Annotated in this window: 15 protein-coding genes; 6 read left to right on the forward strand and 9 right to left on the reverse strand. The window is 57.6% G+C overall.

Annotation, left to right across the window (positions count from 1 at the left end; all coding sequences use genetic code 11):
* Positions 1 to 62 precede the first annotated feature (62 nt).
* Complete coding sequence (gene hrpB / locus HY282_10825; protein ID MBI3804240.1) at positions 63 to 2576, forward strand: ATP-dependent helicase HrpB; 2514 nt, start codon at positions 63 to 65, stop codon at positions 2574 to 2576.
* Between the two features lie 7 nt (positions 2577 to 2583).
* Here the strand turns inward: hrpB and msrB are convergent, their stop codons facing one another.
* Complete coding sequence (msrB, locus tag HY282_10830) at positions 2584 to 3069, reverse strand: peptide-methionine (R)-S-oxide reductase MsrB (protein MBI3804241.1); 486 nt, start codon at positions 3067 to 3069, stop codon at positions 2584 to 2586.
* 278 nt (positions 3070 to 3347) lie between these two features.
* Between msrB and HY282_10835 the strand changes: the two genes are divergently transcribed.
* Together HY282_10835 and HY282_10840 are read left to right on the forward strand one after the other, a co-directional pair.
* Positions 3348 to 3752: a hypothetical protein gene (locus HY282_10835; GenBank protein MBI3804242.1), complete on the forward strand. Its 405-nt coding sequence runs from the start codon at positions 3348 to 3350 to the stop codon at positions 3750 to 3752.
* A 44-nt stretch (positions 3753 to 3796) separates the two neighbouring features.
* Positions 3797 to 4033, forward strand: a complete 237-nt coding sequence (locus HY282_10840) for a hypothetical protein (protein MBI3804243.1) — start codon at positions 3797 to 3799, stop codon at positions 4031 to 4033.
* Here HY282_10840 and HY282_10845 read toward each other — a convergent pair.
* Positions 4030 to 4476, reverse strand: coding sequence for an Hsp20/alpha crystallin family protein (locus HY282_10845; GenBank protein ID MBI3804244.1), 447 nt, complete (start codon positions 4474 to 4476; stop codon positions 4030 to 4032). The two genes, HY282_10840 and HY282_10845, sit on opposite strands and share 4 nt — an antisense overlap.
* Positions 4477 to 4703: 227 nt before the next feature.
* On the opposite strand from HY282_10845, the gene HY282_10850 reads away from it, so the two are divergent.
* From HY282_10850 to folB, 3 genes are all read left to right on the forward strand, one after another.
* Positions 4704 to 5690: an RNA polymerase factor sigma-32 gene (locus HY282_10850; GenBank protein MBI3804245.1), complete on the forward strand. Its 987-nt coding sequence runs from the start codon at positions 4704 to 4706 to the stop codon at positions 5688 to 5690.
* A gap of 55 nt (positions 5691 to 5745) precedes the next feature.
* The gene (locus HY282_10855; GenBank protein ID MBI3804246.1) at positions 5746 to 6033 is read left to right on the forward strand and encodes a (2Fe-2S) ferredoxin domain-containing protein; all 288 of its coding nucleotides are present in this window, start codon (positions 5746 to 5748) and stop codon (positions 6031 to 6033) included.
* Positions 6034 to 6226: 193 nt separating this feature from the next.
* Positions 6227 to 6586 carry a dihydroneopterin aldolase gene (gene folB / locus HY282_10860; protein MBI3804247.1) on the forward strand — a complete coding sequence of 120 codons (360 nt, stop codon included), beginning with the start codon at positions 6227 to 6229 and terminating at the stop codon, positions 6584 to 6586.
* Positions 6587 to 6640: 54 nt separating this feature from the next.
* Here folB and HY282_10865 read toward each other — a convergent pair whose 3' ends face one another.
* The 7 genes from HY282_10865 to HY282_10895 all read right to left on the reverse strand — a co-directional run bounded on the left by HY282_10865 (position 6641) and on the right by HY282_10895 (position 15002).
* Entirely contained in the window at positions 6641 to 6979 is a 339-nt protein-coding gene (locus tag HY282_10865; protein MBI3804248.1) for a P-II family nitrogen regulator, read from the reverse strand.
* A gap of 47 nt (positions 6980 to 7026) precedes the next feature.
* Positions 7027 to 8427 (reverse strand): ammonium transporter, encoded by a 1401-nt coding sequence (locus HY282_10870; protein MBI3804249.1) that lies wholly within the window; start codon positions 8425 to 8427, stop codon positions 7027 to 7029.
* A gap of 27 nt (positions 8428 to 8454) precedes the next feature.
* Positions 8455 to 11061: a [protein-PII] uridylyltransferase gene (gene glnD / locus HY282_10875; GenBank protein ID MBI3804250.1), complete on the reverse strand. Its 2607-nt coding sequence runs from the start codon at positions 11059 to 11061 to the stop codon at positions 8455 to 8457.
* A gap of 57 nt (positions 11062 to 11118) precedes the next feature.
* Positions 11119 to 12450 (reverse strand): sodium:proton antiporter, encoded by a 1332-nt coding sequence (locus tag HY282_10880; GenBank protein ID MBI3804251.1) that lies wholly within the window; start codon positions 12448 to 12450, stop codon positions 11119 to 11121.
* Between the two features lie 109 nt (positions 12451 to 12559).
* On the reverse strand, positions 12560 to 12898 hold the full coding sequence (locus HY282_10885; protein MBI3804252.1) for a P-II family nitrogen regulator: 339 nt from the start codon (positions 12896 to 12898) through the stop codon (positions 12560 to 12562).
* A gap of 26 nt (positions 12899 to 12924) precedes the next feature.
* Entirely contained in the window at positions 12925 to 13233 is a 309-nt protein-coding gene (locus HY282_10890; protein MBI3804253.1) for a nitrite reductase (NAD(P)H) small subunit, read from the reverse strand.
* Between the two features lie 116 nt (positions 13234 to 13349).
* On the reverse strand, positions 13350 to 15002 hold the full coding sequence (locus HY282_10895) for an ammonium transporter (protein MBI3804254.1): 1653 nt from the start codon (positions 15000 to 15002) through the stop codon (positions 13350 to 13352).
* Between the last annotated feature and the right edge of the window lie 329 nt (positions 15003 to 15331).

Genomic DNA, 15331 nt, shown 5'->3' on the forward strand with positions numbered 1-15331 from the left:
GAGGCGGTGTATAATCGCTGACGGCCGGCGCCTCCGCGGCGCGCCCTCTTTTCTGGAGGAAGATGTCACTCCCGATTGATGAAGTCATCCCCCCACTGCGGCAGCGTTTGTCCGCTCATTCTGCCGTGGTTTTACAGGCGCCTCCCGGCGCCGGCAAGACGACCCGCATTCCGCAGGCTCTGCTGCGAGAGCCGTGGCTGAGAGATCGGTCGATTCTGATGCTGGAGCCGCGCCGGCTGGCGGCACGGGCGGCGGCGGCGCGGATTGCGGCGCTGTTGGGAGAATCGGTCGGCGAGACGGTCGGCTATCGGATTCGCTTCGAAACAAAGGTTTCAAAGAAGACCCGGATCGAAGTGCTGACCGAGGGAATTCTGACCCGTCGCTTGCAGTCCGATCCGGCATTGGAAGGGGTCGGTCTCGTGATCTTCGATGAGTTTCATGAACGGCATCTCCATGGCGATCTCGCCCTCGCCCTCTGTCTCGACAGTCAACGGGTCTTGCGCGACGATTTAAAGCTCCTCGTCATGTCGGCGACGCTGGAGGGAGCCGCCGTGGCCTCCCTCCTCGGCGACGCACCGGTGATCACGAGTCAGGGGCGACAATTTCCGGTCGACATCCGTTACGCTTCCCGCGATCCTGAAGGCCGACTGCCGCAGGTCGTCCATCAAGCAGTCCTCCAGGCGCTCGACCGGGACCCAGGAGACCTCCTCGTCTTTCTTCCGGGGTCGTCCGAGATACGCCGGACGCAGGCGCTGCTCACGCCGCTGTTGAGTCCGCGCCGGATCGAACTCTTTCCATTGTATGGCGACCTGCCTTGGGAGGCACAAGATCGTGCCCTCCGACCGACGACGGGGGGGCGCAAGGTGGTGCTCGCGACGCCGATTGCGGAGACGAGTTTGACCATCGAGGGGGTCGGCGTGGTGATCGATGCCGGATTTGTCCGGGTTCCCGAATTTGATCCGGCCCGCGGATTGACCCGGCTGACGACCAAGCGGATTTCCCGCGCTTCGGCCGAACAGCGGGCGGGCCGCGCCGGACGGCTCGGTCCCGGCATCTGCTACCGGCTCTGGAGTGAGGCGACGCAGCGGGGGTTGATGGCCCAGCCGATTCCCGAAATCCGCACCGCTGATCTGACGCCGCTGGCGCTCGAGCTTGCGCAGTGGGGGGTGCGCGAGGCCGACACCCTCTCCTGGCTCGACCCCCCTCCGCAGGCGGCCCTCGCCCAAGCACGCCGCTTGCTGACGGAACTCGACGCGTTGGACGAAGCGGGATCGATCACCCCGTCGGGCCGGGCGATGGTCGCCTTCCCCTTGCATCCCCGTTTGGCGCACATGTTGTCCCGGGCCGAGGCGCGCGGATTCGGCCGTCTCGCCTGCGACCTTGCCGCGTTGTTGTCGGAGCGAGAGATCCTCGTTGGGGATCGGCGGCGCTCTTGCAATCTGATCGATCGGCTGGAGGCGCTGCGCGCCTTTCGGGAGGAGGGGAGAGCGGGAGCAGCGTCGCACGGCGCCGATCCGAGCGCCTGCCAGCGGGTCGAACAGGCGGCGCATCAGTATCAGCGGCTCCTGCGCGGCCAAAAAACGGACGCCGGACGGGATCTGGAGCAGGCCGGTCTCCTCCTCGCGTTCGCCTATCCCGACCGGGTCGCACAGCAGCGCGCTCCCGGAGAGGTTCGCTACCTTCTCGCTTCCGGCCGCGGCGCCCGCCTGCCGGAGCAGGAACAGCGGCTACGCCAGCCGACGCTGGTGGTGGCGAGTCTGGACGCAGGCGAAATAGAGGGGGCGATCTATTTGGCGGCCGCCGTTGAGATCGATCAATTACGGCAAGAGCTGGCCGCGCACGTTCGGACCGAAGCGGTCATCCGGTGGGACACGCGCCAGCAGCGGGTGATTGCGTTGAAGGAAGAACGGCTCGGTGAATTGGTCATCGACAGCGTGCCCCTTTCCACCCCCGATCGGGAGCGGCTTCGCGGTGCGATGCTGGAGGGGGTTCGGCAGTTGGGTGTCGCCGCGCTGCCTTGGGGCGATGAGGCGCGCGATTGGCAGGCGCGGGTTTTGTCGCTGCGTCACTGGTTTCCGGAGGAGGGTTGGCCCGATCTCTCCGATGTTGCGCTGGGGGAGACGTTGGAAGAATGGCTCGCCCCCTTTCTCGATCGGTTCACCCGCCGCGAGCAGCTGAAGCAGCTCGACCTGCTCGCCGCCTTAAAAGCCCGGCTCGACTGGAATCAAGGCCGGCGATTGGAAGAGGGTGCGCCAAGCCATCTGACGGTCCCCAGCGGATCGCGACTCCGGCTGGAATACCGGCCTGGAGAGCCGCCGGTGCTCGCCGTCAAACTGCAAGAGATGTTCGGGCTTGCCGAAACGCCCCGGGTCGCCTGGGGGAAGGTGCCGGTCACGCTCCATCTTCTCTCCCCGGCGCGTCGTCCCATCCAAGTGACCCAAGATCTGCGCGGCTTCTGGGAACGGACCTATGCTGAGGTCAAGAAAGAGTTAAAGGGACGCTATCCGAAACATCCGTGGCCCGATGACCCGTGGAATGCGGTGCCGACCCGACGCTTGAGGCCGCGCTCTCCTTAAGCGCCGTTTATTTTGGGACAAATTTCAACGCGGCCGAATTGATACAGTACCGAAGCCGCGTCGGCGGGGGACCGTCATCAAAGAGGTGTCCTTGATGGCCTCCGCATCGGCGGCAATGGACCTCGGTCCGGGGGTAGAGGAGCTTCCAGTCGGTTTTCGTACGGACCGCCGTCGGCTCGATCGGTTTCCAGAAGCTCGGCCAGCCGGTGTGGCTGTCATATTTGGTCTCGGAGGAGAAAAGGGGGAGGTCGCATCCGGCACAGCTGTAGAGGCCCGGTTTTTTGTTGTTGAAATAGGGATTTTTGAAGGGAGGCTCCGTCGCCTCTTTTCGGAGGACATTAAATTGCTCCGAGGTCAGGACCGCCCGCCACTCCTCTTCCGTTTTTTTAATCTCGAAGGCCTCTTCAGGCGCTTCAGCGCGTACCGGCCAAAGGTCCATAAAATAGGCGATTGTCCCCAGCATTCCGATTTTTAATGCGTCTCTCCGGTTCATGGCGCCTCCTTTCCATTGCCGATGTCGTCATTACACCCCTACCTTCATCTTACTCCGTTTTTTACTTTCTCTTCCTATTGGTCGCGTAACCGATCCCTTCCTTACATCGCTATCGACCGCGGTTTTTGAGCGATGGCGCCATTTCCTGGAAAGCGAGAACCGGCAAGAGCGATCCGCTTTTGCAATTGATTGTGGTCGGTGACTGTGATAAAAAATAATCATACCTGTTACCGAGCGGTCTCTTACATACAAAACATCTCTCGGCAGGGGAGGAAACCATGTCCTCGATGTCAGAGGAAATCGTTCCAGCTCGCCAATCCGTTCCGGCCGACATTATTTTTTTGGGCGTTCTGATGATTCTCTCGGGGGTCATGGATACCTATATTATTATCGCGAACCCAGCGTACGGGCTTCCTGTTTTTGGAATGAAGCTGACCGGACCGGCGGGATGGTTTTTTAAATTCCTTTCTCCCGTGCTTCATTTTGCCTCCGGTTATGGCGCCATCCTCGGCCGCCGGTGGGCGTATCCTCTTTTCATCTTTTATTCTCTCTATGGTTTGGCCAGCGCAACGGTCAGCCGTCTGGTCCTCCCTCCTCCGCATCGGATTCGGATGATTTTTATCCTGATCCTCCTGATCTTGTTGCCTTATCTTTATGCCCGAAGGAAAGCCTTTCGAAACTGAGGCAAATCGGCGTAACGATTAAGGGGTTTTCCCGGAAGCCTTGGATGGCCGAAAGCGTATTCGTGCCGAGGGCCTATAAAGTGAGAGGAATATATGATGATGCGATCCAGGATTACGGAGAGCGAAAAACTGAAGAGGAGAGCAGCCGGAGAGATCTCGGCAGCGCTTATGTTCAATTCGATATGAGCGGAAATGATAAGAGACGCTTCTGGATCTTTAAAGCAAAAAGATCGCCCCGGCCGATCCGATCGGGGCACGGGGCGATCTTTCAACAAGATTAATGGACTTCGACGGTGATGCTTCTCGGTTTGGTCTCTTCGCGTTTGGGGAGGGTCAGGGTGAGGACACCCTTTTCATATTTCGCCTTGATTTTCTCCTGATCGACCGTTCCGGGAAGCCGGAAGGAGCGGGCAAATCGGCCGAACACCCGTTCTATCCGATAGTAGTGCTCTTTTTTATCTTCCTTCTCGATCTTTTTTTCTCCCTTAATTTCCAGGAGATTGTTCGCCACTTTGACCTCAATTTCTTTCATCTCCATACCGGGGAGCTCCGCGTGGAGCTGAATCGCATCGGCGTCCTCATAAATGTCGACCGCAGGGATCCAGTCTTGAACGGTCCGTCCGTTTTCGGTCTCATACGTGTTTAGGGTATCCGACAAGAATTGATTCATCCGATCCTGCAATGTGACCAGGTCTTTCAGGGGTTCCCATTTTGCGATTGCCATAGATTCCTCCTTTCAATAATCCGCCTGCAGGGCGGGTCAATTAAATCGTTCTTCTCCTTTCCATTTCAGAAGCGGGCTCATCCAAACTTATTACAAATTGATGAACCACACGTTTTTAACATAAGTCGCCTTTCCTCCAGGTCAAGGGGGGACCATTTCCTCCCAGTATCTTTTTTATCGATCTGTTTTTTGTTATACTTCCCCTTCGTTTTACATTGGATTCGAAAATGGAAGAGTCGGACATCGAAGATATAGAGGAAGAGCTAGAGCCGGGGCCGGAAGCAGAGCCGGGAGCAGAGATAGATCAGACGGACGGAGTAGGGCTGATCCCAGAAATCGACGGCGAGCCGGAGGAGCAGGGGCTCACGATTTATGATCCCCTTCAGCGATTCCTGGCCGAAGTTCGAAAATATCCGTTTCTAAGCCGAGAGGAGGAAAAACGGCTTGCGATTAAATTTAAAGAAGAGGGGGATCTTCAGGCGGTCACGCAGCTGGTCCTCTCCCATCTTCGCCTCGTCGTCTCAATCGCCATGGAGTATAAGAATCTCCCCTTCAACACCATGGATCTGATTCAAGAGGGGAATGTCGGCTTAATGCAAGGGATCAAAAAGTTTGATCCGTATAAAGACATCCGTGTATCGACTTACGCGACCTGGTGGATTCGGGCCTATATTTTAAAATACATCCTTCAGAATTGGCGGCTGGTCCGGATCGGCACCACCGAGGCGCAACGAAAACTCTTCTTCCGGCTTTCTAAGGAGCGGGAGCGGTTGGAGAAGATGGGTTACGAAGCCGGCCCCAAACTTCTGGCAGACCGACTCGATGTGAAAGAAAAAGAGGTTATTGAGATGGAGCAGCGGCTCGGAGGAAGGGAGCATTCTCTGGATGAGCCGGTCGGCGCCGAGTCGGATGAAACGCTGGCGAACATTCTCCCATCGGATCAGGAGCCGGCCGATGAGCGACTGGCGAACGATGAGCTCCGGGATCTCTTTCAGGCGAAGCTGAAGGAATTTTCAAAAACGCTGAAGCCGCGGGAGTTGGAGATCCTTCAAGATCGCATCTTATCGGAGCACCCCAAGACGCTCGATGTGTTCGGTAAAAAATACAGTATCTCAAAGGAGCGGGTTCGCCAGCTCGAAGAAAATCTGATCAAGAAGCTGAAGCAGTTTATGAAAGAGAATATTAAAGATTTTAAAGATATCGGCCCGCTCTGACCGGCGTTTACATTTGCCGGTCGGTATGTTATAACCCGGCTGAATCGGGGGACCCATGTTTTATCATCTCTTCGTCTGTACCGGGCCGACCTGCAGCCAGCAGGGGGCGGAAGAAACACTGCAAACCCTTCAGACCAGCTTAGAAAAGCACCACCTTCGCAGAAGTGTCCGGGTGACCCTCTGTCGCTGCCTCGGCCAATGCGGCAACGGCCCGAATCTCGTTGTCTATCCGGAAGGGACCTGGTACGGCCATGTCGAGGAAAAAGAAGCCGACCGGCTCGTCCGAGAGCATCTCATCGAGGGAAAGCCGCTCTCCCACCTGATCCAGCTCCCCGTCGATTAATTAGAGAGAGCGCCGAAAATTGTGAATGGAATGTGTGGCTGCCGCTATCAGTCTTCCAGGAAGCAGGCTTCCTGAAAACCCGGATCCAAAAACAACAAAGGCGAGCAGCCGGCTTTGCCGGTGCGAGCCGCGGGGTGTGGGGGCATCGGAGGACCCTTTCTTTATCACTTGCCGGACGGGCCCCCACAGATAAATGGACAAACTGATTATCCATCAAATAGAGTTTCACGGCCACTGCGGGGTGACGCAAGAAGAGCGGACCATCGGCCAGCGTCTGTCGGTCGACGTGGAGATGCGCTGCGATTTAAAGCGGGCCGCCGAGGCGGATCGCCTTGAAGCGACGATCGACTACGATCGGCTCTCCGGAGAGATCGCACGGATCGGACGGGAGAGCCAAGTTCACCTGATCGAGACCCTCGCCGAGCGGATTGCCGCGAAAGTGTTAAAAGATCCCCGGGTGGCCTCGGTGACCGTTCGTGTGAAGAAATGCCTCCCTCCCCGCGAAGAGATCAAGGGAGGGGTCGTCGTAGAAATCGTTCGGAGTGCGGAATGAAGATAAATAGATGAAGGCCGTTTTCACTCCGCACGCCGAATTCCACACTTTCTTTTAGAGCGCCGCATCCCCGCTCTCGCCCGTTCGGATGCGAACCGCCACCTCCAGATCGGTCACGAAGACCTTCCCGTCGCCGATGCTTCCGGTTTTAGCGGAGGCAAGAATCGTCGCCACCGCCTTGTCGACATCTTTTTCCGGGAGGGCGATCTCGATCTTCAGCTTCGGAACGAATTCAATCGTATATTCCGCGCCGCGGTAGAGCTCCTTGTGTCCCTTTTGTCGGCCGTAGCCTTTGACCTCCGTGACCGTCATGCCGAGAATCCCCACGTCATTCAACGCCTTCTTCACCTCTTCCAACTTGAACGGCTTGATAATCGCTTCGATCTTCTTCATCTCTCCATCTCCTTAGATGAGAAAAAGGCTATTATAAACGAAAGAAATTAAAGATTGTAACTGGTCTCCCCATGCTCCGACATGTCGAGCCCGGTGATCTCGTCCTCCCGCGTGACGCGCAGTCCGATGGTTGCATCGACTATTTTAAGGAGGATCATCGTCATGACGAAGGCGAAGACCCAGGTGGCCGCCACCGTGATTCCCTGAATCATCAGCTGCTTGGGGTTTCCGAAGAAGAGCCCGTCGGCACCGGCGGCATTGATCGCTTTTGTGGCAAAGAGCCCGGTGGCCAACGCGCCGAAGGTGCCGCCGAGTCCATGGACGCCGAAGGCATCGAGGGAGTCGTCATAGCCGAGTTTGTTCTTCAGGATCACCGCACCGAAATAGCAGACCGCCCCGCCGCCGATCCCGATAAAAATAGAAGAGATCGGACCGACAAAGCCGGACGCCGGTGTGATGGCGACCAATCCGGCCACCGCGCCGCTGACGGCGCCGAGCACGGTCGGCTTGCCGCGATGCGACCACTCCACGATCATCCAGGTGAGGGCCGCGGCTGCCGCCGCGGTATTCGTCACGACAAAGGCGGAGGTTGCGAGAGACCCGGAGGCGACGGCGCTTCCGGCGTTAAAGCCGAACCAACCGAACCAGAGAATCCCGGCGCCGAGGACCGTCATCGGCAGGTTATGCGGCGGCATCGGATCTTTTCCATAGCCGACCCGCTTCCCCATATAGAGGGCCGCGGCCAGCGCAGAGACGCCGGAGCTGATGTGAACGACGGTGCCGCCGGCGAAATCAAGCGCACCCATGTTGCGCATCCACCCGCCGACCCCCCACACCCAGTGCGCCAGCGGATCATAAACCAAGGTCGCCCAGAGAAGCGAGAAGACCAAAAAGGCGGAGAACTTCATCCGCTCGGCGATGGCGCCGGTGATCAGCGCAGGCGTAATAATGGCGAACATCGCCTGGAAGATCATGAAGGCCTGGTGCGGCACGGTCGCGCCGTAATCAGGATTCGGCTCCAGCCCCACCCCATTGAGCCCCAGCCAGGCCAGGCTCCCGATGACCCCTCCTTGGTCGGGGCCGAAGGAGAGAGAATAACCCCAGAGCACCCACTGGATGCTGATTACACAGATCAAGATGAAGCTCTGCATGAACGTCCCCAACACATTTTTGGTCCGGACCATCCCGCCGTAGAAGAGGGCGAGCCCGGGGGTCATCAGAAGAACCAGCGCCGAAGAGGCGAGGAGCCAGGCAGTGTCGCCGGTATCGACTTTCGGGGGCGCGGCGGCGTCCGGAGCGGCCGGTGTAGAGGAAGGCGGTGCCGGGGTCGCCGCCGGAGGTGCGGGCGCCTCTTCGGCGGAAGAGAAGGCCGGAGTGAACCCGATTAAAGTGATTAAAAAAAATAAAACGAGAAGTCCTTGAATTCCCTTTTTTTGATCGATTGCCATCATTCCTCCTCTGGGTTTGACGCTTAGTTACTTTCCTTCCTTAATTGAAAAAACCTGCTCGATCTCCAGCGTGAGTTGCTCTTTCACCGCATGGATTTGCTCCGGGTCGGTGATCTTCCCATGATCGGGACCTTGTACGTAAAATACGTCGACGATCTGATCGAGTCGGGTGGCGATCTTCGCCGAGTGGACCGAGAGCTCCAGGTCGAAGAGGGTCTTGGCGATGGCATAAAGAAGGCCCCTCCGGTCGGGGGCAAAAATATCGATGATGGTAAAGTGATGCGAGCTGTCGTTGTCGAGCTCCACCCGCACCGACACGGCCGGCGGCCGGCTCTTCTGCAGGCGAAATCGCTCCCCTCGGGCAAAGAGCTTTGCAATCGTCTCCTTGCCGGTCAGGACGTTGCGGACCTCCTGTGAGATCGTCTCGACCCGCTCGGGCGGCACCGCTCCGGTATAGTCCGGGTCGATCACTTGAAAGGTGTCGACGACAAAGCCGTTGGTCTGTGTGAAGACCTGCGCCGCCATAATCTGGAGCCCTTTTGCGGCCAAGACCCCGGTCATCTTGGAGAAGAGGCCCGGCGTGATCTGGTCATAGGTATAGAGGGTATACTCCGTCATCCCCAGCTCGGGCAGAGGGCGCGCCCCGACATGGATCGGATCGATCAGCAGGTGAAAAAAAGCGGAGAGATCGACCAAAACTTTTTCAAACGGCGTCGCCAGAAGATAGCGGGGGGTCAAGGCGGCGAGCGTCTCCTCCAGCCAGACCTCCGGATATTTTCCTTTTGCCTCCTGGCGGAGCCGGGTCAAGATGGCGGCGGTTTTTTGATCTTCCGGATCGGACGCCTCGCCAGCCAGGATCGAGATCGCCTCTTGGTAGAGTTTCAGCAGCAGCTCTCCCTTCCAGGTGGTCCAGGTGCCGGGGCCGACCGCCCGGATGTCGGCGCAGGTCAAGATAAAGAGCTTCTTCAGCGTCTCCGGTCGGGCCACCTCTTTGGCAAATTGCAAAAGAATCGGTTCATTGGAAAAATCGCGATAGAGGGCCACCTCGGAGAGAATCAGGTGACGGCGGACCAAAAAGATCAGCAGGGATCGATCATCTTCGGTATAACCGAGCTGTGTGCCGACCGCCTCGGCGATTGTCGCCCCGATTTCACTATGATCTTCCGGCCGCCCCTTGCCGACATCGTGCAAAAGAAGGCCGAGGTGGAGGAGATCTTTCCGCTGAATTCCGGCGTAGATCTTCCCGATCGGTCCGCTCTCGGCGGCCAGCCGCTCCGCCTCTTCCACAGCACGGAAGCTGTGCTCATCGACGGTGAAGAAATGGGATCGGCTCTCCTGGACCAGGCGGTTGATCCGGCCGAACTCCGGGATGATCCGCCAGAGAACATGCGTCCGGTGCATCAGACGCAGCGTGTCGGCGATTCCGCCCGGCCTGGCAAGAATGCTTCGGAAGCGTTGGGCCCCTTCGGGCGAGACCGGCCGGTCCCGCTCCTGTTCGGCCACCTGGTGCAGCACTTCGAGGATCGGGCCGGGGATTCGGGCATGATGCTCTTTGGCGAGGAGGAAAATCTGAAAGAGGTTTTCATCCTTCGCGAAAAATTGAAAGAGGTTCTCCGCCTGCGGGACGATCTCCTCGGAGACGAGCTGAAAGCCGGGGGCGACCTGGCGGGTCTGCCAGGTCCGACGCCATTTATTCCACCGGCTGGCCGGAAAGGCGTCCCGGATAAACCGGTCGGAAATTTCGATCACCCATCCGGTCAGGATGTAATATTGCCGCATCAGATCGCGTCGGTTTTCGAAATGAAAGAACGGGGCGAGCTCTTCCTGCAGTTCCATCGTCAAATGATCCGAGGCTTTTCCCGCCTGAAAGTGAAGCTGATTTCGAATGCGCCAGAGGAAGTCGAGCGCGGTGGTCAGGCTCGAATATTCCGCATTGGAGAGGAGCCCCCACTGAAAGAGCTGTGCAAGCGAATTGGTCCGGTACCGGGCGAGCGCCACCCAGCGAAGGTGGTGAATGTCCCGCAGCCCGCCGGGGCTTTGTTTTAAGTTCGGCTCCAACAGATAGGGGGTCGCGCCGAACTCCTTCCGACCGGCCTCTCTTCCCTCATTGAGGGCGGCCAGAAATCCCTTTAAATTTTTTCCGACCACCTTGGAGAAGAACGCTTCATGAAACTGTTGGAAGAGCGCCCGGTCGCCGGTGAGAAGGCGCGATTCCAGAAGCGAGGTGGCGATGAGAGGGTCCTGTTTCGCGGCGGCGATGCACTCTTCTACGTTCCGAACGCTGTGGCCGATTTTATATCCGAGATCCCAAAAAAAGGGGAGGAGCTCGGAGGCGAGCTTTCCTGCCTGCAGCGGCCGGCCTTCCGGGAAGAGGAACATCAGATCGATGTCGGAGGCCGGCGAGAGCTCTCGGCGGCCGTAACCGCCGATCGGCACCATCGCCCCTCCCCACTCCTGGACGAGCGTCGGATTGATCGTTTGGAAGCCTCTTAACAGAAGATGATCCGCCAAATCGGAGAGGGCTTCGACCACCCGCAGACCGGCCCCGCCTTGATTGTGAAAGGCGCGGATCTCCTTCTGTTTTTCTAGAAAATGGCTCCGAAGATCATTGAGTATATTGGGGGACGGATCCATCTCTCCTTTCAACCGTTCTCTTCTTAATGTGGGAAACAAATGTGGAATCGGTTCAACTCAGACGCCTCGAAAGAAGAGAATCCAGATGAAGAGATATAGGGGAACCAAGATCGGGAAGGCATAGCGAACCATATATCCCATGAAGGTCGGCGGAATCATTCCGGCCTGTTCCGCAACCGATTTTACCATGAAATTGGGTCCATTGCCTATGTAAGTGTTCGCACCAAAAAAAACCGATCCGACGGAGATCGCTTGAATGAAAATCCCGTTGGAGACGAGGAGGGCCTCCAGCGTGGAGGTCGGGTGGCGCCCCGAAATGATGGTAAAGAAATTAAGATAGGTCGGGGCATTGTCCAGGACCGAAGAGAGGAGACCGCTCCCCCAGAAAAAATGGCCCGGCTGCACCAGACCCAACTCGCCGGAATGGGCGGAGAGCCACTCCAGCGCCGGCGCCATGGTGGTGAAGATGGCGAAGAAGAGAATGGCGACCTCCTTGAGGGGGGCGAAGGAAAACTGGTTTCCTTCGTAGGCCTGGTTCGAGGCGGTCGAGTATGACAGAGCGGCGGCGGCCAGAATGATCCCTTCTCGAATCGGGCTCTCCAGGAAGATCGCTCCGATGATGATCGCCAAGAGTAAAAATTGGTGTTTCCCGACGACCTCGATCCGAAGCGGTTCCGTCACTCGGGTTTCCGGTACGAGACCGAGGCGGGCGGCCCGGCGCGCGGCGGTCAAATCGATCAGGAAGAAGAGGGTGAGGAGGAACCCGATTGCCCAGAGCCAGATCGGCCAAACGGCCCGGACCACCCAGAAAAAGGGAATCCCTTTGAGATAGCCGAGAAAGAGCGGAGGGTCTCCGATCGGGGTGAGGAGGCCGCCGATGTTGCTGACGATGAAAATAAAAAAGGCGAGGTGGTAGCCGTGCAGGCGTCCCCGGTTGATCGAGAGGTAGGGACGGATCAGGAGCATCGACGCGCCGGTCGTCCCGAGCAGATTCGACAAGAGCGCGCCGGAGAGAAGGAGGAGGGTGTTGAGGAGCGGGGTTGCCGGACGATTGATCTGAATCCAGATGCCGCTGCTGATCACAAAGAGCGCGCCGATCAGAATGATGAAGGAGAGATAGTCGGAGGCGGCGTGCAGCAGCGGACGCGCCCCGTCCGGAGAGGGAAGGTAAAATAAAACGACGAGGCCGACCAATGCAAAGGAGAAGGCATGATAATATTTTCCCCACCATCGCTGTCCCACCGTCGGGCCAAGCGCGATCGCGGCCAGCAGAAGAACGAACGGCAGCGCCATCCAGAGCGGCGGGCCGCTCCCTTCGCCGCTCCCGGCGGCGAAAGCCGCCTGCGGGATCAAGATCATCGAGAGAATGAGAGCGAACCCAAAGACCATCTTTTATCCCGTCTTTACTATGCGACTCTGCGAAAGGGACGAAAGGGCGAAGGGGGTCGATCAATCCCTCCGCCCTTTCAGAATCTGAAGCATTCCCACCTGTCTGATCTTAAAGGGCGGCCTCGCCGGTTTCTCCCGTTCGAATCCGGACCGCCTCGCCCAAGGGGGTGACGAAGATCTTTCCATCGCCGATGGTTCCGGTTTTGGCGGCGGCCATGATCGTGGCGACCACCTTCTCCTCTTCGTCATCGGAGAGGGCAATCTCCACCTTAATCTTCGGGACGAATTCGATCGTATATTCGGCCCCCCGATATTGCTCTTTATGGCCCTTTTGACGGCCGAACCCTTTCACCTCTGTGATCGTCATTCCATAAATGCCGATATCCGAAAGGGCCTTCTTGACCTCTTCCAATTTGAAAGGTTTGATGATTGCCTCTACCTTTTTCATCGTCGTCTCCATCGATAAAAGACCATTTAATAGATCTGAACGAAGATCTCCTGGTCGGTCGTCTTGACCCGGTAGGTCCCAAGCTGAATATCTTTATTATCGAGACATTCGCCTGAAACAATATTGAATCGACATCCGTGTTGAGTGCAGATCACGGTTTGGCCTTGAATCTTCCCTTGGCCGAGATCGCCATCGCGATAGCGGCAATGATTGTCCAATACAAAAAGCCCAAGGCTCAGATGAAAGACAGCGAAGTCTTTCCCGTTCATCGAAACCTTTTTCCCGGTGCCCAACGGAAGCTCATTTAAGCTTGTCATCCGAACCCACTCTTGCATTGCATCCCCTCTTTTGATCCGGAGCTGATGATGTCAGATGGCAAAGGGCAATGGGAGGAGAAAACCTAAACCTCCCATCGCCCTGATACCGTTCTACCACTCTGGCGATGAACGCTTTACCGCAATACTTCCTCCTTCTTCATCGGTTTTTTCGTAATAGAAGGCTCCGACGGAGGAGCGGAAGCGGAGAGGTGCGATAAGCTGAACTCGGGATAACCAACCACCCCCATTTCCGGAATATCGAGTCCTTCGAGCTCCACCTCAGGAGAGACCCGGTTCCCGATCGTCAAATCGACCAGCTTAAAGAAGGCGTACGAGGCGACGAAGATGAAGACGAAGTTGGCAATGAGATCGATCGACTGCGCCAACAGTTGCCCGCCATCCCCATAAAGGATTCCTTTTACGGTTCCTTTTACCCCATTCAGGCCGTCTCCATAGGTTCCGTCTGCGAAGATGCCGACGGAAAGAACGCCGAACGCCCCGCAGACCCCATGGACGGAGATGGCGCCGACCGGATCATCGATTTTCAATGTCCGTTCAACGAAGAAGACCGCGATGCAGACAAGCAGGCCTGCGATGGCTCCGATGAGGAAGGCTGAACCGGCGGTGACGAAAGCGCAGGGCGCGGTAATCGCCACCAATCCGGCGAGCATTCCATTGGCCATCATAGAGGGATCGGGTTTTCCATATTTGGTCCACATGTAGATCATCGCAACGAGCGCCCCGGAGGCCGAAGCAAGCATCGTATTGACCGCGACGACCGAGATCCGAAGATCGGTTCCGGCGAGGGTGCTGCCCGGATTAAACCCAAACCACCCAAAGGCGAGAATAAACGTTCCGGCGATCGCCATCGGGATATGATGGCCCGGGATCGGGTTGGCGCTGCCGTCTTTATTATATTTTCCGATTCGAGGACCGAGGATCATCGCCCCGGCCAGCGCGGTGACGCCGCCGACCATGTGGACGACTCCCGAGCCGGCAAAGTCAACCGCCCCATGACCCAAACCGAAATTCGCTCCCAGTTGTGAGAGCCAGCCGCCCCCCCAGACCCAGTTTCCATAAATCGGGTAGGTGACCATCGAGATGAAGAAGCCGAAGACGACGAAAGGAAGAAATTTCCATCGTTCGGCCATCGCGCCGGTCGGAATCGTCGCGGCGGTGTCCATGAAGACCATCTGGAAGAGAAACATCGTAAAGATGGCGACATCGTAGGTCGCTCCGGAGAGGAAGAACCCTTTGTGCCCGAAGAGACCAAAGGTTTTTCCAAACAGGTTAATGGTAAATTCGGAATCGAGAAGCGGGGTGCTTCCCAAGGTGCCGAGCGCCCCGACACCGCCGAACATGAGCGCGAAGCCCATGATCCAGAAGCCGGTCATCCCGACGGCATAAACCATGAAGTTCATCCCCATGGTGTGAGCCACATTCTTGGCACGGGTGAAGCCGGTCTCCACCAGCGCGAACCCGCATTGCATGAACATCACGAGGAATCCGGTGATCAAGGTCCACATCATATTGACGGCGACTTTGGTATGTCCCGTCTCGGCGGCGACCTCCTCTAAGGTTGGTTTGCCGGGAACCTTTGCAGTGACGTCTCCGATGCCGCCGGTGTTGGATCCGTTCGGGTCGGGTGCGGGGGGAGGTGCAGGGGCTGCCTCCGGCGCTGCGGCTGTCGCCGCCGGCGCAGGGGGTGCCGCCGGCGGGGCGGTTCCGGTCTCTTCAGCCCAAATGGGCGTGAAGGAAATCGAGGCCGCCAAAAGTAGAGCGGTCATCACTGCTTTTAATCTTTTACTTATTTTCATTTTCCCTCCTCCTATTACGGATGATTGACTGCGTCTTAAATCTTAAACTACTCCGGGATGACAGGCCCCTCGGGTTTTGGGCTGTAGACCGAGCCATGAAATGTGATTCACTCGCGATCCGGCGCAGCAGTAGGGGGGGGCGCAGCAGAGGAGGGAGAGCGGGTGTGTTACTCTGTGGTCTTCGTTCTACTAACTCGGTTTTGAATGGGTCATCAATACTCCCAGGTTGAGTTTATCCAAGCGGTGTTACCCGGTGGCTTGTTCCTAAGGGGTCTTTTTTTAAAAAAGAGGCGGGGTAA

Source organism: Candidatus Manganitrophaceae bacterium (genome assembly GCA_016200325.1).
GTDB lineage: Bacteria > Nitrospirota > Nitrospiria > SBBL01 > Manganitrophaceae > Manganitrophus.